This window comes from Rhizobium sp. P44RR-XXIV (assembly GCF_001999485.2).
Taxonomy (GTDB): domain Bacteria; phylum Pseudomonadota; class Alphaproteobacteria; order Rhizobiales; family Rhizobiaceae; genus Rhizobium.
In genome coordinates, this window is record NZ_MPVZ02000019.1 from 25,690 (window position 1) to 44,909 (window position 19,220).

20 protein-coding genes are annotated in these 19,220 nt (G+C 58.1%); 9 read left to right on the forward strand and 11 right to left on the reverse strand.

Annotated elements, in window-relative coordinates:
• Nucleotides 1-283 precede the first annotated feature (283 nt).
• The 4 genes from BSK43_RS00480 to BSK43_RS00495 all read left to right on the forward strand — a co-directional run bounded on the left by BSK43_RS00480 (nucleotide 284) and on the right by BSK43_RS00495 (nucleotide 2,374).
• Nucleotides 284-493: a ribbon-helix-helix protein, CopG family gene (locus BSK43_RS00480; protein ID WP_136686622.1), complete on the forward strand. Its 210-nt coding sequence runs from the start codon at nucleotides 284-286 to the stop codon at nucleotides 491-493.
• A 194-nt stretch (nucleotides 494-687) separates the two neighbouring features.
• Nucleotides 688-1,398 (forward strand): replication protein A, encoded by a 711-nt coding sequence (locus BSK43_RS00485; RefSeq protein ID WP_077472805.1) that lies wholly within the window; start codon nucleotides 688-690, stop codon nucleotides 1,396-1,398.
• Nucleotides 1,399-1,620: 222 nt separating this feature from the next.
• Nucleotides 1,621-2,088 carry a hypothetical protein gene (locus BSK43_RS00490; RefSeq protein WP_077472806.1) on the forward strand — a complete coding sequence of 156 codons (468 nt, stop codon included), beginning with the start codon at nucleotides 1,621-1,623 and terminating at the stop codon, nucleotides 2,086-2,088.
• 4 nt (nucleotides 2,089-2,092) lie between these two features.
• Nucleotides 2,093-2,374, forward strand: a complete 282-nt coding sequence (locus BSK43_RS00495) for a type II toxin-antitoxin system RelE/ParE family toxin (protein ID WP_077472807.1) — start codon at nucleotides 2,093-2,095, stop codon at nucleotides 2,372-2,374.
• Here the strand turns inward: BSK43_RS00495 and BSK43_RS00500 are convergent.
• From BSK43_RS00500 to BSK43_RS00515, 4 genes are all read right to left on the reverse strand, one after another.
• Nucleotides 2,371-2,679, reverse strand: coding sequence for a hypothetical protein (locus BSK43_RS00500; protein WP_077472808.1), 309 nt, complete (start codon nucleotides 2,677-2,679; stop codon nucleotides 2,371-2,373). The genes BSK43_RS00495 and BSK43_RS00500 overlap by 4 nt on opposite strands.
• The gene (locus tag BSK43_RS00505) at nucleotides 2,679-3,362 is read right to left on the reverse strand and encodes a ParA family protein (RefSeq protein ID WP_077472809.1); all 684 of its coding nucleotides are present in this window, start codon (nucleotides 3,360-3,362) and stop codon (nucleotides 2,679-2,681) included. The genes BSK43_RS00500 and BSK43_RS00505 overlap by 1 nt, the downstream gene beginning before the upstream one ends.
• A gap of 265 nt (nucleotides 3,363-3,627) precedes the next feature.
• Nucleotides 3,628-4,278 (reverse strand): hypothetical protein, encoded by a 651-nt coding sequence (locus tag BSK43_RS00510; RefSeq protein ID WP_136686624.1) that lies wholly within the window; start codon nucleotides 4,276-4,278, stop codon nucleotides 3,628-3,630.
• The gene (locus BSK43_RS00515) at nucleotides 4,271-4,948 is read right to left on the reverse strand and encodes a hypothetical protein (protein ID WP_077472811.1); all 678 of its coding nucleotides are present in this window, start codon (nucleotides 4,946-4,948) and stop codon (nucleotides 4,271-4,273) included. The genes BSK43_RS00510 and BSK43_RS00515 overlap by 8 nt, the downstream gene beginning before the upstream one ends.
• A 150-nt stretch (nucleotides 4,949-5,098) precedes the next feature.
• On the opposite strand from BSK43_RS00515, the gene BSK43_RS00520 reads away from it, so the two are divergent.
• Nucleotides 5,099-5,338, forward strand: a complete 240-nt coding sequence (locus BSK43_RS00520) for a helix-turn-helix transcriptional regulator (RefSeq protein WP_077472812.1) — start codon at nucleotides 5,099-5,101, stop codon at nucleotides 5,336-5,338.
• A gap of 135 nt (nucleotides 5,339-5,473) precedes the next feature.
• Here the strand turns inward: BSK43_RS00520 and BSK43_RS00525 are convergent, their stop codons facing one another.
• Genes BSK43_RS00525 through BSK43_RS00540 form a run of 4 tightly spaced genes read right to left on the reverse strand, consistent with a single transcriptional unit; the run spans nucleotide 5,474 to nucleotide 8,604 of the window.
• On the reverse strand, nucleotides 5,474-5,833 hold the full coding sequence (locus tag BSK43_RS00525) for a hypothetical protein (protein WP_246662459.1): 360 nt from the start codon (nucleotides 5,831-5,833) through the stop codon (nucleotides 5,474-5,476).
• On the reverse strand, nucleotides 5,830-7,503 hold the full coding sequence (locus tag BSK43_RS00530; protein ID WP_077472814.1) for a type IV secretory system conjugative DNA transfer family protein: 1,674 nt from the start codon (nucleotides 7,501-7,503) through the stop codon (nucleotides 5,830-5,832). Before BSK43_RS00530 ends, BSK43_RS00525 begins: the two co-directional genes overlap by 4 nt.
• Entirely contained in the window at nucleotides 7,500-7,805 is a 306-nt protein-coding gene (locus BSK43_RS00535) for a mobilization protein (protein ID WP_077472816.1), read from the reverse strand. Before BSK43_RS00535 ends, BSK43_RS00530 begins: the two co-directional genes overlap by 4 nt.
• A gap of 13 nt (nucleotides 7,806-7,818) precedes the next feature.
• On the reverse strand, nucleotides 7,819-8,604 hold the full coding sequence (locus BSK43_RS00540) for an NYN domain-containing protein (RefSeq protein WP_246662460.1): 786 nt from the start codon (nucleotides 8,602-8,604) through the stop codon (nucleotides 7,819-7,821).
• Between the two features lie 258 nt (nucleotides 8,605-8,862).
• Here BSK43_RS00540 and traA point away from each other — a divergent pair, with 258 nt between their 5' ends.
• Both traA and BSK43_RS00550 read left to right on the forward strand, forming a co-directional pair.
• Nucleotides 8,863-12,630, forward strand: a complete 3,768-nt coding sequence (gene traA, locus BSK43_RS00545) for a Ti-type conjugative transfer relaxase TraA (RefSeq protein WP_077472818.1) — start codon at nucleotides 8,863-8,865, stop codon at nucleotides 12,628-12,630.
• Nucleotides 12,631-12,638: 8 nt separating this feature from the next.
• Entirely contained in the window at nucleotides 12,639-13,391 is a 753-nt protein-coding gene (locus BSK43_RS00550) for a DUF6118 family protein (RefSeq protein WP_077472819.1), read from the forward strand.
• 117 nt (nucleotides 13,392-13,508) lie between these two features.
• On the opposite strand, the gene BSK43_RS00555 is transcribed toward BSK43_RS00550, so the two are convergent.
• The 3 genes from BSK43_RS00555 to BSK43_RS00565 form a co-directional block, all read right to left on the reverse strand.
• Nucleotides 13,509-14,003 carry a DUF305 domain-containing protein gene (locus BSK43_RS00555; RefSeq protein WP_077472820.1) on the reverse strand — a complete coding sequence of 165 codons (495 nt, stop codon included), beginning with the start codon at nucleotides 14,001-14,003 and terminating at the stop codon, nucleotides 13,509-13,511.
• A gap of 115 nt (nucleotides 14,004-14,118) precedes the next feature.
• Nucleotides 14,119-15,402 carry a hypothetical protein gene (locus tag BSK43_RS00560; RefSeq protein ID WP_077472821.1) on the reverse strand — a complete coding sequence of 428 codons (1,284 nt, stop codon included), beginning with the start codon at nucleotides 15,400-15,402 and terminating at the stop codon, nucleotides 14,119-14,121.
• A gap of 79 nt (nucleotides 15,403-15,481) precedes the next feature.
• The gene (locus BSK43_RS00565) at nucleotides 15,482-15,892 is read right to left on the reverse strand and encodes a DUF305 domain-containing protein (RefSeq protein WP_077472822.1); all 411 of its coding nucleotides are present in this window, start codon (nucleotides 15,890-15,892) and stop codon (nucleotides 15,482-15,484) included.
• Between the two features lie 205 nt (nucleotides 15,893-16,097).
• On the opposite strand from BSK43_RS00565, the gene BSK43_RS00570 reads away from it, so the two are divergent.
• Nucleotides 16,098-18,596 carry a heavy metal translocating P-type ATPase gene (locus BSK43_RS00570; protein ID WP_077472823.1) on the forward strand — a complete coding sequence of 833 codons (2,499 nt, stop codon included), beginning with the start codon at nucleotides 16,098-16,100 and terminating at the stop codon, nucleotides 18,594-18,596.
• 17 nt (nucleotides 18,597-18,613) lie between these two features.
• Nucleotides 18,614-19,018 carry a Cu(I)-responsive transcriptional regulator gene (gene cueR / locus BSK43_RS00575; RefSeq protein ID WP_077472824.1) on the forward strand — a complete coding sequence of 135 codons (405 nt, stop codon included), beginning with the start codon at nucleotides 18,614-18,616 and terminating at the stop codon, nucleotides 19,016-19,018.
• Nucleotides 19,019-19,220 lie beyond the last annotated feature (202 nt).

A 19,220-nucleotide genomic window follows, 5' to 3' on the forward strand; every position in this document is an offset into this window, starting at 1 on the left:
AGTTCCTGTTCCCGTATCGCATTGGCCGAAGTCGCAGCTTCGGGCCGATTGGGCCTAGCGGGTATTATTGCAGAAATGTCCACGGAACACCGTTATGGCCGCGGGCTGCTTCCGGCCGGGATCGACCCGCCCGAAACCAGACGAGGGGCGCCCTGGCCCCGCCCCTCGGGCTCCCCATCCACCCCACGGTCGGTGACCGGGGAAGATTTGGTTAATTTTCCGTTAAAAACTGATGAAATTTGTCAGGTTGCAGAATCGGTCGCTTTCAGGTTTCATGTAACACATGAGTCGCACGATTACGCCAGTCAGAGAAAAGGTCGCCGCACACCGAGAACGGTTGAAGGCCGCTGGGCGTATTTATGTGAGCACCGATCTGCCCGTCGATCTGGTGGACTGTCTTGATAAAATCAAGACAGAGCGCGGGATGGCATCCCGTGCGCAGCTGTTCGAAGAAGTTTTGAGGTTGTTTGTTGAAAAAGAAATGAGGGCATAACGAAAAACCCCTCGCCGCTGGTAACGGCTAGGGGTTTTGGTCAGTTAAGACGTCGGCTTGTTGGGCCACATATTTTCAAATCCCAACATAGTCGAGAGCGTGAGAACCTGCAAGACCTAGGTCTTGTCGGAACGATGAATCTTTGTCTGCTGTCCACAGGGCATGCCCTCCCGTGAAACGGAGGCTGAAGACTTATGTTTGAACAATTTGGGACCGTGCTCGTAGGAGCACCGGTCGAGCGCGAACGTACGCCCGTTCGCAAACAATCCCGTGCGGCCGGAAAATGCGAAGCGGTATTCTGGCGGCGCACCAATAGCCAGGACGTTCGCAAGATCGTGCTGGCGGCACGGCGGTATGAACTGGCCGGGCGACAGCCGGGATCTCGCAACGGTCCCCTGGGCAGCGTGGCGATCGAATTGCTGGAACTGTTTGCCAATCTCGTGAACTTTCGCACGGGACGGCTCGATCCGTCGATCGAGACCCTGATGCGCTATCTCAGACGATCGCGGGATGCGATCGTGCGGGCGCTGAAGGCATTGCGCCAGCACGGGTTCCTCGACTGGCTCCGCCGTTATATCCCGACCGGCAACCAGGGACGTGGTCCGCAGGTCCAGCAGACCAGCAATGCCTATCGCCTGTCACTGCCAGCGCGAGCCTTGCGACTTCTCGGCCGAATGGGCATGGCCCCTCCCCCACCAGATGATCATACCCACGCCATTGAATTGCGGGCTGCCGAAATCGACGCACACCGCAAGACCCTTCCCATGAACGAATTGGCGTTGTTCGACGTTGGCGATAATCCTTTGGGACAGGCGCTCGCACGACTTGGTCGATCAATCAGTTTACGTGAGTCCGCCAGACAGACTGAATCCCCATCTAGTTCTATTAAAGATAGGGAAAGATAAGCGGACGTCGCTATCCGGGCTGCTCACGCAGCCCTGCGACGGTTCCGGCCCGCGAAAATTGCGGGCCGGTGCGGCACCAACAGAACCAAAATCCGCAAAAAACTACTTTTGCGGTTAGTGTTGTATGGCTTTTGAATAAAGAGGGGCGGCAACGGCGTTGCCAGAACAGTGGCACTGTGCAAATATCTGATAAATGCAGTAGGATTATCTGAAGGATTTGCGATGCAGCTGGAAACTCTTGACGGCAAAGCCGTCAAAAACCTCGCGATAGCGCACGCCCTGAATGGGGCCGTCGTTCTGGGGCAGCCCGGCGGTTTCGCTGTCCTTGTAAAGTATGGGATGAATGAGAGAGCCGTGGCCGCTCAAAGGTCCCGCAGGATGCGCATCTGGCGGAATCTGAACACGGCCGCTGCCTATGTTCGCGACGAGCTTGGACTTGCAAGGTTCGAAATTGACATGACCGAACATGACCCGGCAGCAATCGAGCGAAAACGACCTGATACTGCGGACCGTCAGCGCCAACTGCATGAGGCCGGCGAACATGATGCCTGGTTCCGGGGGCAGGTGCAAAAGGCTATGGAAGGGATTGAGGATGGCTCGAATCGTGCAATTTCCGAGGATGAGTGGGCGGAAAAGGCGAAATTGAAGCGGGCTGACTTACAGCGTCGTATCGGCGCGCAAGGTCACTGAGTATATGCGGATCGTTAGACGTGATTCCTATGCTGCCGATCTCGACAGGATTGTTGACCATATAGCTCTGGAAAACCCATCGGCAGCCCTCGATATATGGGATGACATCGAGAGGCAGATCGAGCGGTTGCGTGATTTCCCGCGCTCCGGCCGCATCGGTCGAATGCCGGAAACGAGGGAACTGGTCGTGTCGGGAACGCCTTATATTGTCGTCTATCTGGTTTCCGACGATGTCGAGCTGATCCGCGTCCTGCATGGCGCCCAGAAATGGCCGCCCGAGAATTAAACTCCGGATTTCCGCATCAGCTCGTCTAGTGCCTCGCCGTAGGAGAAGCCCGTTTCATTGCAATACTGCTTAAAACGGTTGATGACGTCGATCGGCGCACGAACAAAGGCTTGATCCAGTGGCTCGCTCGCTTTCCGCACGCGCTTTATGCGTTGGACCGGTTCTCTGCTTTGGAAGCCCGCCCGGTCAGCTGCACGATCGGCTGCTTCCTGTTCTTTCATTGTATTAGACTTCTCCTCCTGCCGAGGGGAAAAGCCCGATAAATCCAACTTGTTGGTTTTCCCGAATCCGAGATCGTTTGTCATCAGGCCGCCCTCTCCGTCGAACTCGATCGCAACAGTTCTAGGATTTCTGCCGTGAGCTGGATCGCATTCTCAACGGCTGCATCAAGGCCATTCACCTTCTGCGGGTCCAATTCGAATAGACTCAAGCGCTCCATAAACATCGCGTTGTAGGCCTCGCGCCTGTAGAGATGAGTATTCAGCACGGGAAGATCATTCGATCGCATCTGATCCGATATTTCTCGCTCAATACGCCGGGTAAACGGCGGAGGGCTGGTTCTGTTGAACGCCAGCGTGAAATTCAACCGGCGCCCGATGTCCTCCTCACTCTCCCGAACTAGTCCGACGGCTCGGGCAGCTTGCTTCGCATCCAGTGCGCTTCCTCCGAGTGGGATAAGCGTAAGGTCTGCCCGAATGATTGCCCGTGATGCAAGGCGGCTAGCAGTCCCCTCAAGATCAACAAATACAAACTGTGCTTCGGCAGCCGCAGTGTTGATCAAGTCTCGAATGTTCGCTTCCGTAGCATCACTGACAACCTTGATCGGAAGCTTGCTTTCTCCGGATCGCCAGTCCGTGATCGGCTTATTTGGGTCTGCGTCGATGATCACCACAGAGCCCCCTTGCTGGGCAAGGGTGGAGGCAATCGAAAGAATGGTTGTCGATTTTCCAGCTCCGCCTTTTGGGTTGGCTGCGCATATCACGGGCATCGAAATACTCCTCGGTAACGTCGGAGAATGCTAGCATGCAATCATGAACGCTTTCTGAATGCAATCGTGATTGATATCATTCATGATTGCTATCTGCTAGCTATCAATAATGATATCATTTTAGCTATCGAAGCTCGGAATCCTAATGGCGATCAATTTTAATGATAGGAGCGACCCGGTCGCGTCATGGTCCGGAGGGAACGCGCTGCCAAGTTGATAGAGAGTCGCTAGTGAAAAGCCCCGACGCTTTAGCGCCGGGGCCGGTTCAAATCGAAGAAGCGTTGGCTTTCATCGTGAGAAGATCGGCCAGAACCGAGCGTAGTTCCGGCCATGGTGGCTCCTTCAGACTACCGCCTGGATCCTGCATCTCGATAACGGAGTGCAATTTGGCGATGACGCCGGCAATCGATTGAGCGGGTGTGCACCATAAAGCCTTCGCCAATTTCGATTCCGTGTTCACCATTTCCGTTTCGGCCTTGTAGGCAAGCGTATATCCAATCTGCGCATCGGCAGTCTTCCATGCTCTACGTCGGGCCAACAAATTGGCTTTGGCCTGCTTCCTGGACCCGCTCATTTCGGATCCAGACATCATGTGATTTATCTCCGCAACTGTAGTCACGGAGATAGTTTCATCTTTTCCGGGAATTCGAATTTCCACCTGCGGGAAGCTGCCAACCATTGCCAGCAGCTTGGTTTCGAGCTTCTGCTGGCGAACGCAAAGTTCATACCGGCGTTTGTGGGCTGCATCCCATTCTCGCCAAAGCAATACTGCCGGGTCATCATTGGCTCCATCGAAGCCAGAGACAGCTATGTCAGAGGAGTGGGGGGGCGGTACCGTCAGAGACGTTACAGCGACTGACAACAGGTTTCGGCGTGTGATTGATGAAGAAATTCCAATACTCCTGGACTCAACCATGATCCTGCCCCGCAATTTGCGTGAGATCGGAAAGGATCGAACGGAGTTCTGGCCAGGAGGGTTCTTCAAAGCGGCGCAGCGCTGGATGCAGGCCCTTTCGCCAGGCGGCCACAGGAGTTTTCATTTCGATGAAGGAATGCAGTTTTGCGGCAGCACCGGTGACCGACTGCGCGGGCGTGTTCCAGAGCGCTTCGGACAGTTTCGTGCGGAGAGCGCACGACTGCTTTTCCGCTTCAACGGCGGAGGTATAGCCTATGCGTTCGGCTGCTCTGTACCATTCGGTATGCAGGGCTGCCAACCGGGCCTGGGCCGCCGCGCAGGCTTCTCCCATCTCCGGCCTTCCGAGATAGTCGTCAATTTCCTCGGCAGTAGAGGCATAGAGCGGCGCGTCTTGAGACGGAAGATGGATTTCTATTTCTTGGGTCATGCCGCATATTTTTGTTCCAAGGTCCCACTGCAGGTGGTGGGTCTTCACATAGCTTTCATGGGCCGTCACCCATTTGCGCCAGAGTAACAACGTCGGGTCGTTGGTACGATCGCCAGCCATATCGCTGAAAGGCGCGCCGAGAGCAGGAAACGCAGCTATGGCTGGCAGGGCTGTCACCGCACCTGACAGGAAACCGCGACGCGTAATTGAGGGCAAAGTTCTGCTATTCTCAGAATCAGCCATGATCCAAGCTCCTGATAGCTAGGGTTGTGGTTAGGCCGAGCAGGGCGGTTGCAACGCCTTGCTCGGCCGTCTGCAATGATGCAAGACGTGTATATTCTAATAGGAAAACACGGCGGATCAATAAAATTCGCCTACGGTAGGCGATTTTAAATGTTACCAGTTCAATGTCGAATGGCGCGTGCCGCTCTTGGCTTAAAGATCGCCGAACTCGCTGAACTGGCAAAAATGTCTACCAACACGATTGTCCGTTTTGAAACGGGCAAAGACCTCAAGCAGTCAACAATCGATGAACTCCGCGTCGTATTGGAGGATGCCGGAATAATATTCATTCCCGAAAATGGCGATGGTCCTGGTATCCGCTTGAAAAAACCTGCATTGCGAAATGAATGACGACTGGCGGGCGTTAGGCGACGCAGTCGCTCCGGCCCGGAGGCGAACGCGCTCCCACGTCGCGCTGTAGAGAGCCGGAGGGCCGCCAGTGATATTGCCCCGGCGATATGCGCCGGGACCGCTTTTTACTTTGTCTCAGTGAACTGTGGGCTTTGGCGGGGTCAGCATTTTCACGGTATTGTTTATGATCTTGCGCAGTTTTCGCCAATCGGGAAGGTCACGTTCGTTGACCCGCTCCTGCATACCCGTCAGCAGCCAGCCGGCACAGGCGACGTCGTCTTCAGCTTTATAGGTATCGGAACGTTCGAAGCAGGCGACAATGCGAGGCCGGGCATCGCCATTGTCCTTTGGGATGCTTGCGACCAGTTCCTGGGCTTGGTTGTAGGCAAGAGCAATCCGCTGGCGATCTTCCGGCCCGCTATGCATGATCAGGCCAAGGATCCACATTAAATCTCTTCCCAAGGCCTCGGCTTCTTTCAAATCATCTTTACTCATGCAGGATCGAACGCTCCCTTGAACTCGGGGTCCGCATAATATGCGAGCTTGGCGGCGACGATCGGCCGTTGCCCGGCCAAGAACAACAATTCCACCTCCTTCGGCAGATTGCGCACCTCGTCCGGCGTCATGAGGGCGCGCGCCGTATGCTGCTGGCTGAGCGAAATCCCCAGATCCTCGGAATCGAGATTGCGTCCCATCGTCTGGAAGACGACGGTTTCTTGGCCCAGAAGATCGGAGATCAGGCGGGCGCTTTCATGATCGTTGACGCCGAAGACCTGGAGGACGCCGGCATTGGAGAGGAAGGTTCCGGCCCGTTTCTCGTATGTGGCGCGCAGCTGGTGGATATCCTGCAGGATCGGCCAGAGCTGGACGCCATAGCCGGCCATCAGGCCCATGGCGCGTTCGACAGGGGCGAGGTGGCCGAGGCTTGCAAACTCATCGAGCAGATAGAGGATCGGTACGGCTGGCTTCCTGGGGTCGCGGGCCATGTCGGTGAGGCTTTGGGCGACGAGCAGGCGCAGCCATCGCGAATAGGCCGACAGCCGATCCGGCGGCAGAACGAGGAACACAGTTTCGTTGCGATGCTTGAGATCGGCAAACCGCAAATCCGATCGTGCAAGAACCGCGGTCATACGCGGGCTGTCGAGGAAGTGGGTGTGGCGCTGTGCAGCGGACAGAACGCCGGCAGCTTCCCGGTCGGATTTACCGAGATGGCGGTTTGCGGCGCGGGCCACCAGTCCACCGGCGCCGGCTGTCCCGGCTGATGCCTGCATATCCTTCAGGAGAGCTGCAAAGGCATCGGGAGCCAAGGTGAGATTGTCGCGCAGCGTGGCAAGGTTTCTGCGGTCCCTGGTCTCGCTGATGACGATATGAAGGATGATCCCGGATATCAGCGCCTTGGCTTCCTCGTTCCAGTGGGCCTCACCCGCCATGCCGGGTTCATCGAACACGAGCGCATCCGCAAGCGTGCTTGCGTCTTCCGCGACATCGATGCCTTCGGGGTCGATCTGGTCGAGCGGATTGAATGCGGCCGAGGGCTTGCCGGTGACGCCGAAGGGATCGAGGACATGGACCCGGCCGAAGCGTTCGCGGGCGCGGCCGGCGATCGTCGCATTCTCGCCCTTGGGATCGATGCAGATCACCGAGCGATCTGCGGTCAGCAGATTGGGGATGATGGTGCCGACACCCTTGCCGGTTCTGGTCGGCGCCATGGTAAGCAGATGGGCGGGACCGTCATACCGCAGTAGCTTTCCGGTCTTCCCATCGCGACCGATCAGCAGTCCGGATTGCGCCTTGATGAGGGGAGCCACTTCCTTGTTCGTTGCGAAGCGAGCCGAGCCATGTGTATCGTCGCTCATGTCACCAAAATGGACGATCAGCGGTTCGGTGATGGCGCGGAAGACAAAATATAAAATGAAGAGTGTGACGATGGCGTCTGTAAGATACCAGAGCGCATCGCCTTTGACGCTGCCAACAAGGCTGAGAAGATATTCCCGTGCGACGACCACGATCAGCAGGACGACCATGAAGAAGACGGCCGCCATCGCGAAGGCTTTTGCGAAACGGAACGGGGCGGAGATCAATGCTACGAGCGCCCAGAATGGATCGCGGGCAGCTGCCCGCATCATGTTCTTGAACGCCGCCCATGCCAGTGTCGCCCGGTTCATGAGGTAGACTCCCCGGTGCTTCCTCCATTCGTGCTCACGGGTTCGGGTTTCAGGATATCGGCAAACAATTCCTTGTCGGCATCCCGCGTCAGGAAGCCCGGCAGTTCACGCTTCAGCCATTCACCGAGACGTTTGGAAAACTCGCCATCGCCACTGGTCTCAAGACGACGCAGGACGAGTGCCCCGAGCAGAACCTTGCGCCTGGTGTCTTCCGAACGCTCCTGTTTTCCCAATCGGGCTTTCAGGGTTTTCCGCTGCGCTTCGATCTGCGCCAACCGTTCCTCGATGCTCTTTCGTGCCATCCTGCATTCCCTTTCATTTTTTGATCGCGGCGGGGACCGATTTCATATGAATGAGGACGCCTTTCTGCGCCTTGCCCGAGCGATCGATTTCAAATTTCCCCGTCGCCTCGACGAGTTCGCTGAGACGTGCAAAGCCGTAATTTCTGGAATCGAATTCGGGCGATTGCTTTGCAACGTGACTGCCGACCGCACCGAGATTGGCCCAGCCGGTTTCATCGGAGACGGCGGCGACCGCCGTGCGTAGAAGCGCTAGCAGCACCTTGTCGGTGGCGTTTTTCTTCGCGGTGGCTTTTGCCGCTTCCTGTGCTGCCGGCGTTGCCGCCGCTTCCTCACCCGGTGCATTCAGGACGTCGAAATAGACGAACTTGTCGCAGGCCGTGATGAATGGGCGAGGGGTCTTGCGCTCCCCGAACCCGTAGACCGTTACTCCCTGTTCGCGGATGCGGGCAGCGAGGCGCGCGAAATCACTGTCGCTGGAGACGATGCAGAAGCCGTCGAAGCGGCCGGTGTAAAGCAGGTCCATGGCGTCGATGATCATCGCGCCATCGGTGGCATTCTTGCCCGTCGTGTAGGCGAACTGTTGCACCGGCTGGATGGAATGTTCGAGCAGGCATTCCTTCCAGCCGTTGAGGTTCGGCTTGGTCCAGTCTCCATAGACACGCTTCACACTGGCCGTGCCGTAGTTGGCGATTTCGGCAAGCAATCCCGTGACGATCTTCGGCGTTGCGTTGTCGCCGTCGATGATCAGCGCCAGCGTTCCGGCCCGATCTCCAGCCTCGTCATGAACCATTTTCCGCATCGATCATCCCCCGATTTGCCCTCTAGAATATCCGATTGCGCGAGTGCCTCAAGAGAAAATGTGCAATCGAGAGTTATCTTGACTTGAAATATCCGCTTCACATTGGCAAAATCCACAGAGGAGATTGCTTCGTTTTGGCTGGCCGCGAGCGCCATACCGTGGCCGAAGGAGCGGAGCGATTGAGGTTACAAGGGCGCACTTACGAGTTGCTGCGCAACTCAAGTCGCCGATCTGCATATCGGGGAAGGCAAACCGCATTTGGCGATTTACCATTGCAGCATGAAGCCGATTGCAAGGAGCGGCGGCCGCAGCGCGGTTGCTTCCGCTGCCTATCGTGCTGCGGAAAAGCTGACCAATGAGCGCGATGGCCTGACGCACGATTTTCGCGCCAAGCAGGGCGTGGAGCATGCGGAGATCGTGCTTCCCGAGCCGGGTGCCGGCACCATGGGCGTGGATGCCGAATGGGCGCGGGATCGATCGGCATTGTGGAATGCGGCGGAGAAAGCCGAGAACCGCAAGGACGCTCGCGTCGCCCGCGAATTCGAGGTGGCGCTTCCCCATGAGCTGACAGCCGATCAGAGAATTTCGCTAACACGAGAGTTCGCCCAGGAACTGGCAAACCGGCACGGGGCCGCAGTGGATTTCGCGGTGCATCAGCCGCATTCGGCCAGCGACGTTCGCAATCACCATGCGCATATCATGATGACGACGCGGCAGGTGACGGGTGAGGGGCTTGCCGACAAGACCTACATCGAGCGCGAGAACAAATGGCTTTTGTCGAACGATCTTCCGACATCACAAATGCAGCTTCGCGATATCCGTCAATCGTTCGAGCAGATGACCAATGCGCATCTGGCCCGTGCAGGTCTGGATATTCGCGTCGATCATCGCAGCCACGCCGAGCGCGGACTTGAGATTGAGCCGACGGAACATGCCGGCGTTCACGCGACACAGATGGAGCGGCGAGGGCTCGACGTCTCGCGGGCACGGCTGGATGAGGATGCGGCCAAACGAAACGCCGATCTGATCCGGGAAAAGCCGGAACAGGTTTTGACAATCATCACCGGCGAAAAGAGCGTGTTCGATCGGCACGATGTTGCGCGCACCTTGCATCGCTACATCAACGACGATGCGCAGGCATTCCAGAATGCGTTCGCCACCGTCATGTCTTCGCCGGCGATGGTCGAGCTTCAGGCAGAACGCTCGGATGCGACGACAGGCGAGATCGAGCTTGCGCGCTATTCGACGCGCGAGATGGTCGATCTCGAATCCGGCATGGCAAATTCCGCCGAGCGGCTGCATCAGGCGCAAAGTCATGGTGTCGATCGCCGGCATGTCGAACGAGCGATCGGGCGTCAGGATGCTGCGATACGTTCGGGCGTTTCCAGCGACACGGCGAGCAAGGTGGAGCGGGGCGAGCTGGATGGCGGTGAGCGCGATCGGCGCATTAACGCGGCGCGTCTGTCCGATGAGCAGCGGGCGGCGATCGAACATATCACCGGGCCGGAGCGGATTGCCGCTGTCGTGGGTTATGCCGGCGCCGGTAAATCCACAATGCTGGCTGCGGCGCGCGAGGCTTGGGAGGCGCAGGGTTATCGCGTTCATGGGGCCGCTTTATCAGGGAAAGCAGCAGAAGGTTTGGAGGAGTCTTCCGGTATCGCGTCTCGCACATTGGCGTCGTGGGAAATGGGTTGGCAGAATGATCGTGGTGCGCTCGGCCGCGGTGATGTCTTCGTCATCGACGAGGCGGGCATGGTCGGAAGCCGTCAGCTTGCCCGGTTCGTCGGGGAAGCCGAAAAGTCCGGCGCGAAAATTGTTCTCGTTGGCGATCACGAGCAGTTGCAGGCGATCGGGGCAGGGGCACCGTTTCGCGCCATCGCCGAGCAGATCGGCCATGCCGAGCTTTCCGAAATCCGCCGCCAGCGGGTGGACTGGCAGCGCGAGGCGTCGGTGTCGTTTGCTACCCATAAAACCGCCGAGGGCTTGGCCGCTTATCGACAGAATGGCGATATTCGGTTCAGCGAGACCGGCGAGGCGTCGCGCGGCGAGATAGTTCGGGATTATCTTGCCGATCGCGAGCAGCGTCCGGACGGCACCCGTGTCGCCATGGCGCATCGCCGCGCTGACGTTCGCGCCATCAATGCCGATATCCGATCGGCCCTGCAGGACAGCGGTCAGTTGGCACGGGGTCACGGACCCGGCGAGGACAACGTGTCCGATCGTGAACAGTCTTCCCTTGGACGCGAGCTGACGTTCCAGACCAATGATGGCAGTCGCGACTTTGCGCCCGGCGACCGCCTGGTGTTTCTGGAAAACGACCGGGATCTTGGCGTCAAGAACGGCATGCTGGGAACAGTGCAGACCGTCGAACTGGGCGCAATACAAGTTCAGCTCGACGGTGGTGCTGGTCGCGGTCAGAACAATGACCGCATCGTCACCATACCCACCAAAAGTTACCAGTCCTTTGACCATGGCTATGCGACGACCATTCACAAGACCCAAGGGGCCACCGTCGATCGTGCTTACGTGATGGTGTCGCAGACCATGGACCGGCATCTGACCTATGTCGCCATGACGCGTCACCGCGACGGCGTGCAGCTCTATGCGAGCCAGGAGGAGTTTACCGATCGCAAGGCAGGCCGCTTGGTCGAGCACGGCAAGGCGCCCTATGAGAACGATCCGAAAAACCGTGACAGCTATTTTGTGACGCTGGAAAACGACAATGGCCAGAAGCACACAACCTGGGGCGTAGATCTCGAACGGGCGATGAAGGACGCAGCACCCAAAATAGGCGCAACGATTGGGCTTGAGCATGCCGGATCGGAGACCGTGCAGCTTCCGGACGGTAAAACGGCCGAGCGCAATTCCTGGAAAGTGCATGGCGCCGACGAACTGGCCTTCAAGGCGCTGGAAGACAGGCTTAGCCGTTCCGGCGTCAAGGAAACCACACTCGACTACACCAGGGACTTCGCCGGGCGGCGGGGCATCGCAGAGAAAATCGGCATCCGCAGCGAGATCGAGGTTGATCGTGCTGCAATGCAGCGGCAGGATCAACGCTTCCCTGCGGCCCATCCCGCACGGGAGCAACAGGACCGGGATGCTGTCGAGACAGGCGTTCATGATGAGCGACTTCGATTGCAGGCCGGGCCTGTTCGCGGACGCGAGGATAATGGCTCCGATCGTGGTGACGACAGGCCGCAGCGACAGCGCCGTAGCGCCTTCAATGGCCTGAAACTCGGGCGCAGCGCGAATGGTGAAAAATCCGAAACGCAGGGCCGGGTCGAGAAAAGCCAAAAACCACAGCAGAAATCCGAGACGCGGCGGCCCGGCATGTTCGACGGACTGAAGTTCGGCATGGGAGAGCGCAGTTCTCTGTCGCCTTCGCAACAGCGGTCGAAGGGCGGAAGCCTGCGGATATCGCCCGCACCAGAAAAACAGGATCAGGAGCGCCAATCGGACCGCTTGCGGCCAATGTCCGGATTCGAGCAGTTGGTTGATCGTTTCGCTCGTGCATGGAGTGCGGCTGCAAAAATGGACCGCGAAGGCTTGCCGGTGCTGGAGGGTCAGAAATCGGAATTGCAGAAGGCCGGTCAACAGCTCGATCAGCAGCGGCCAGGATCGCCTAATCTGATGGTGTCTGCCATGCGGAACGACCCACAGACCGAACAGGCCATGCACCAGCTTTCCGGCCGGGAGCGCGTCGGCCAGCTTGTGGCAGGCATGGATCGGGAGCGGGCTTTGCAGGCTGATCCGAACGTCAGGGCCGATCGGCTCATCAACACATGGCAGAAGCTGCAGGCCGAGCGCCAGAACCTTCACGGCTGGCAACATGACGAAGCGCGCGGCAAGGTCGAGGGACAAATGCGCAAGATCGCCGATGTGATCGAGCGGGATCCACAGGTGGAATCCATCGTCCGCAGCCGGTCCAAGGAAATCGGCATCAGCCATGTCAGACAGGAGCAGAACGTCGCTCGCGCAATGGAACAGCAGCTTTCCCGCGGGCGCAGCCAAGGGCTTGAACGATAGGAGCAGGCATGACGGATGATGATAGAGAGCTATTCGAGCGGGGTATTATCGACAACCAGGATGACGAGGGTAACGATCCGGCGCAGGCGTTCGAGGCGCTGCGCCAGACGGTCGATGATCTTGCCGGCGATCTCGTTCGCGAAATGACGACGATCCGTAAGGGTGTCGAAGCGGCGCTGGACGGCCAGGAGAAACTTCAGCAGCCGATCGACTACAGTGCCGATCTCGCACAGCTCGTCCAAAGTCTTGCCCAAGTCGCGGAGCGTTTACACGCTGTCGAAAAATCCCCTCTCCTGAAAAACAGTCCGGAGCATCATGCCCGCGCGATCGAGCGCAGCGGTGAGAGCCTGGTGAGGACGGCCGCGCAGCAGTTTCAGAACGAGAGCCGGGATTTGCAGCGGGTAGTGCGCGAGCTGGCAGGGCAGATGGCAAGCGCCCGCGGGCGGCGAAGGCAAAACCAGTGGCTTTGGGTTTTCGGGTTGACCGGTGGCGTTGTCGGCATACTCGCGACCCTCTTTCTGCCGAGCCTGTTGCCGTTCTCCACCGCGCCGCGCGTTGCCAGCTTTGTCATGGCGAAGTCGCCCTGGCGCGCTGGCATGGACCTGATGGCGTTCGACAGTCCGGAGAGCTGGTACCGGGTATTGTCGGCCGATCAGCTCGTCGAAGCGAACAAGGCCGAGGTGGCGGCATGCAGGGAGGCCGCAGCCAAGGTTGGTAAGGATCAGAGATGCACGATCACCGTGGGAGTTCCTGAAAAATAGGAAATCAAATGTCGGAGAATCCGGCAGAAGGTGTCCACGAATGAATCTTCCAGCTTTTCGCCTCTCATTTCGTCACTGAGGCCATTGTGAGCTGCCCTGCAGGCAGGTTGCAGAGAATCACTCGGGAGAGACCGTAGGAGCCATTTCCGGCACATTCGAAGATACGGGATGTTCTTCCAGATCCTTGATTAGTGCTTCCATTTCGCCGATTTCCTTGACCTGGGCCGCGATGATGCCGTCCGCAAGTTTACGGACACGTGGATCGCGGATGTGGGCTCGATCACTGGTCATAATCGCAATCGAATGGTGGGGGATCATAGCTTTCATATACGAGAGGTCGTCTACCGTTGCCTGGCTGCGAACCAGCCAGAGTGAAATCGCAAAAACCCCGGCACTCATGGCCAGGATGGCAAAATTGATGTTCCTGTTCGCGTACATGTTCCACATAAACATAAGCATGATCGCCGCCATGACTGCGCCCATGAGCAATGCCATCCAGGCGCGAGTCTGGCTAAAGAAGACATGATCCGACGCGAATGTGTTCAGGTACATCAGCCCAAACATGATGACGGTTGAGACAATCACCATCGCAGTGAAGCGCAGGTAGCTCATGGGGACCTCCTAATTTAGACCTATGGTGCGAAAGTGATGTCAGGTTCATAAAGTTCCTGGCCATTCTCACGCTTGATCGATCCAGGCTGCCACGACGCAGTACCGAACCACGTTTCTAGACGGCCAGTATCGGGGAAAAACCGCCGCCGGGTGTCCGGAAATTTGTAGTCTGGCCTTGATAAAGACGGGCGGCCGCGAGCAACACTTGGCCGTCGTAGGTATAAAGCCGCACGTCCATCTTGCGCGGCGTGGGTGTACCGTCGATCTCGATCATGCGCTGTCCAGGTGAGGCAAAGGCCTGGGCGACATAGCCGCCACGGGCGATCTCGGCCCACACTCCCTTTGTCACTTTGTCCCCACGATAAACTGCTTTGCTGCCGTGGCCTGAGAGCGGCTTGAAGAACCTGTCTTTTCGGGACTGCCAAAGGGCTTCCGAATTATCGCGCGTAACCAGCGTGGTCAGCGGCACGCTGGCCAGCCGCGAGCGCATCTCCGGAGAAAGGCCAAATGATTCTAGCCTCACCGGATCGGACAGCAGCGTCATATTGCGCTTGTTGGATAGAAGAGCGTGATTGTGCGGATTGGGCGTGACCACCACGGCGCCATCCTGATAGGCCGCCCTCAACGCAGCATGTTCCGGGCGTTCGAGTGCGAAATCGACTAGTCGGTTGTAGACGAGGTCAATCTCCTGTCCGTCGAGCCGAAGCCTGCCGTCCTTATATGCCAGCGCGCTGGCATCCCCGACAATCGCTTCAAACCCATGTTTTAGCAAAACATTCCGAGCAAGAACAAATTCGGGATAGAGATACTGCTCCTCCGGCCTATCATCGATGATTGCGATCCGTCGTGGCGAACCGGCTTCCCGCTGGAGGCGCCATTCATTTTCCAACATCGCAACGACGCTGGTTTCGAAATCATCGAATCTGGCACCGACTGCCGTTCGATCGACTTCGGTGCAGCACGCTTTCTGGGCCTTGGCGAGAACGGCATTGAGAAAGGCACCACCGGCGTTGGTGTTGACCTCGATGAGCTTCGGACCGTGATCGTCCAGATGAAAATCATAGCCCATCATCGCGCCAATGGGACCAAAATCCCGCCGAGCGATTTCGGGAGCCCAGCAGAGAACGGTTTCGCGGTAACCCGGCAGCTTGGCTGTCGCCTCGACGGCCATGACAATAGCCTGCATCTCGTCAAGCGCCGATGCAGCGAGGAAGACCGGAACATTCGAAAACAGATGCGGCCGAGACGCCATGAAAGTCTCGGAGAACCCAGGCGCGCCGGCCTCCAGGGACAGCGCTCCCGAAAGTGATGTCCGGTCGAGGGTAACGCAGAAGCATTTGCGGTTCAGTCGTGCCGCAAGCGACGAATTGGCTTCCGACGCAGTGGGAACTCTGGGCATGTTAAGTCTTTCGCTTGGGGCGAGAGGCCCGGGCCAACAGACCCGGCTATCGGCGATAAGACGGTTGATGTGAACCGTTTCACTTAGCGTTGGTTTTAAGCCATTCGGTCATATCCGCGATTTCCCTGGTCTGCGCGTCGATAACCTTCTGCGCCATTTCCTTGGCCCAGGCATTCTTACCGTATTTTAGCTCTACTTTACTCATGTCGATGGCGCCCATGTGGTGAGCGATCATTCCGCAGACGAAGGCCACATCGGGATCCTTGTGCATCATCCCCTGCATCATGTCCTTATCCATCTGCATCATGCCCATCATTCCAGCCTTCTGATGCTCCTCGGTCATCATACCGGTCATCATCTTGGAATGTTCGTCGCTCATATCCATCGCCATGTCGCTTTTGCAAACCTCCGGAAAACTGCCTTCCTCGGCGTTAGCGATCGGGGCGGCAAATAGCAGGATGGCGCTTGCGAGCAGGAGGGACTGTTTCATGGGTTTACCTTTCAAGCTGGAACAAACCTCTTCAAGGAGGGGTTACGACAGCGTGCTCCTTCCAGCGAGGGGAAGGTCAAGGAAAATCGGTACTCATTGCTACGATTTTCGTCCATCGCCACAGCATGTCTATTTTGAAGAAATCGCTTGACCTTCCAGTCACGGGAACCGGTACTCTTTTGGATTGACATGAAAGGTATTGCCAATGGCGACCCACGATCACAAACACGGCACAGCCGGCTCCTGTTGTGCTGCCAATCCTCAAGCCGCAGGCGCGGTGGTTCGCGACCCCGTATGCGGCATGACCGTGGATCCCAAAGCAGCCGGGCCAGTTGTCGAGCACGGTGGCCAAACGTATCATTTTTGCAGCGCATCCTGCCATGACAAGTTTGTCAAGGCACCGCAGGACTACCTGACAGCGATCGATCCCGTCTGTGGAATGAGCGTTGACCGCGCTACCTCCACCCACTTCACTCGTCACGAGAGCAAGGGCTTTTACTTCTGTTCAGATGGCTGCAAGGCCAAATTCGCGGCAGAACCGGCCAAGTATCTCGGCGATAAGTCCGTTGCCGAGCCGATGAAACCGGGAACCCAGTTTACCTGCCCGATGCACCCGCAGATCATTCGCGACAAGCCGGGTTCATGCCCGATCTGTGGCATGGCCCTTGAGCCCATGGGTGTGCCGACCGGAGATGAGGGCCCAAGCCCCGAGTTGGTGGATTTTACGCGGCGGTTGTGGATCAGCGCCATACTGTCCGTACCCTTGCTCTTTATCACCATGGGGCCGATGATTGGGCTGCCTTTCCGGGAATGGATTGGCGAGCCGCTGGCCACCTGGCTCGAACTGGCTCTGGCCACCCCAGTGGTGCTTTGGGCCGCAACGCCGTTCTTCCATCGCGGCTACGAGTCGGTCATCAACCGCTCGCCGAACATGTGGACGCTGGTCTCGCTCGGCGTCGGCGCCGCCTATGGTTACAGCCTCGTCGCGACCCTATTCCCTAGTATTTTTCCCCATACGTTCCGTGACCACGGCGGCAGTGTCCCGGTGTATTTCGAGGCTGCTGCCGTCATCGTTGCCTTGATTTTCCTTGGACAGGTGCTTGAGCTTCGGGCACGCGAGCGCACCGGGTCGGCAATACGCGCCTTACTCGACCTTGCTCCCAAAACAGCGAGGCGCATCGGAAAGGACGGGTCCGAGCAAGACATCACTCTCGACCAGGTGCTGGCCGGAGACCTGCTGAGGGTCCGCCCGGGCAACAGCATCCCGGTCGATGGGATCGTCACCGAGGGCCGCTCCTCCGTCGACGAATCCATGATCACCGGCGAACCCCTGCCGGTTGAGGTCACTGAGAGTGCCCAGGTCACTGGCGGAACCATCAATAGGAATGGAACCTTCATCATGCGTGCCGAGCGGATTGGCGCCGACACCATGCTCTCGAAGATCGTCGAGATGGTCGCCAAGGCCCAACGCTCTCGTGCGCCGATCCAAGGCCTTGCCGATCGAGTGTCATTCTATTTTGTGCCAGCCGTGGTCCTGGTCGCAGGTGCAGCGTTTGCCACGTGGGCGATCGTAGGCCCTGAACCCAGCATGATCTATGCAATCGTTTCGGCGGTCTCTGTGCTGATCATCGCTTGTCCCTGTGCCCTTGGGCTTGCCACACCCATGTCGATCATGACGGCGACCGGGCGTGGCGCCCAGGCCGGCGTGTTGATCAAAGATGCCCAGGCGCTGGAGCGTTTCGCCAAAGTCGATACCCTCATCGTCGACAAGACCGGGACCCTTACGGAAGGGCGGCCCAAGCTCACTGATATCCTGACCGCTGAAGGCACAACCGAGGCAGACCTGCTCGTGCTTGCCGCGAGTTTGGAACAGGGATCTGAGCATCCGCTCGCCGAAGCCATCGTTGAAGGAGCAAAGGAGCGCGGCGCAACCCTTCTTGCGACCACTGACTTTCAGGCAATCACCGGAAAGGGCGTGAGCGGATTGGTCGATGGCAGGCGCATCGCGCTGGGTAATCAGGCAATGATGGTCGACCTGGAGGTCGACGTGGGAATACTTGCCAAGCAGGCGGACGCTCTGCGTAACGAAGGCAAGACCGCCATGTACGTCGCAATCGACGGCAAGCTCGGTGGGATCGTCGCTGTGGCCGATCCGATCAAAGCCACCACCAAGGAGGCTATTCTCGCGCTGCGCGAAAGCGGCTTGCGGATCATCATGGCGACCGGCGACAACGAACTGACCGCAAAGGCGGTTGCCTCCAGGCTCGGCATCAATGAAGTCCGCGCTGGCGTTCTGCCGGAAGACAAGAAAGCCCTCATCGACCAGTTGCACGCAGGCGGCGCCAAGGTCGCCATGGCGGGCGACGGTGTGAACGACGCCCCTGCACTTGCGGCGGCCGAGGTCGGTATCGCCATGGGCACAGGGGCAGACGTCGCGGTGGAAAGTGCCGGTATCACGCTGGTGAAAGGCGATCTGAATGGCATCGTCAGGGCAAGGACCCTCGCCCAGGCGACCATTCGCAACATCAAGCAGAACCTGTTCTTTGCGTTCATCTACAACGTGCTGGGCGTGCCGATTGCTGCCGGGGTCCTTTACCCGATTTTCGGAACACTGCTGTCGCCCATGATCGCGGCTGCCGCCATGAGCCTTTCCTCGGTGTCCGTCATAGGAAATGCGCTCCGGCTGCGCAGTCTGAAACTGTAAGCTCAAGGAGGTTTTCAATGAATATTGGTGATGCGTCGTTACGGTCCGGCCTGCCGGCCAAGACCATTCGCTACTACGAGGATATCGGATTGTTGAAGCCAGGACGGGCGGAAAACGGCTACCGTGACTACTCCGTCAAGGACCTCCACGGGCTGCGATTTTTGCAGCGTGGCCGCAGTCTTGGGTTTTCGGTAGACGAGTGCCGCCAACTGTTGTCACTCTACAATGACAAGTCCCGTGAAAGTGCGGAAGTCAAGGCGATTGCACAGGCCAAATTGGTGGAGATCGACAGGAAGATTGCCGAGCTGGTTGGACTGCGCGGCGCCTTGCAACACCTTGTCGCGAACTGCCATGGCGACGAGCGGCCGGATTGCCCGATCATCGATAAACTTGCAGGAAATCCAAGCTATCAATCGAGCTGAAACGGCATCCTCGGCTCCCGGCATGAACAATCGGTACCGCCGGCTCTCGTCTGTGAGATGCTTGTATCACGTCTATGCGGGTTTGCGGGAGGGGGCGAAATCCTACGCTAAGCGCATGCACCATTCTAGAGCATCGTTCACAAAACGTGAATCGTTGGGTGTTTGATTTTGGTGAATTTCATGATTCCCTTCCAAGCGGAGG